The organism is Acinetobacter sp. 24-47-39 (genome assembly GCF_056783825.1).
Genome location: NZ_JBWYIP010000039.1, coordinates 1 through 438 on the forward strand (window position 1 = coordinate 1; position 438 = coordinate 438).

The 438-nt window shown below is 49.5% G+C and carries 1 protein-coding gene; it reads left to right on the forward strand.

The genetic code is table 11. From position 1 onward, the window contains the following. Positions 1-2: 2 nt before the first annotated feature. The coding region (locus tag AC1M9C_RS14945; RefSeq protein ID WP_481953979.1) for a thiolase family protein at positions 3-438 on the forward strand (436 nt) is incomplete at its 3' end.

The window sequence follows — 438 nt, forward strand, 5'->3', positions numbered from 1 at the left end:
TCATTGATGCCATCCGTACGCCTTTTGGTCGTTATGCCGGTGGTTTAGCCCCTGTCCGTGCGGATGACTTAGGTGCAGTGCCATTAAAAGCATTAATGGAACGTAACCCTTCTGTGGATTGGAATGTCGTCGATGACGTTTTATTTGGCTGTGCCAACCAAGCCGGTGAAGATAACCGTAACGTCGGTCGTATGTCGGCGCTTTTAGCAGGTATCCCTTATACAGTACCTGCAACCACAGTCAACCGTTTATGTGGTTCATCACTCGATACCGTAGCAATGGCCGCGCGTGCCATTAAAGCTGGTGAGGCTGACGTGATTGTGGCAGGTGGTGTTGAATCCATGTCACGTGCCCCATTTGTGATGGGTAAATCTGAGAGTGCATTTGGTCGTAGTCAAAAGATTGAAGACACCACCATGGGCTGGCGTTTTATCAACC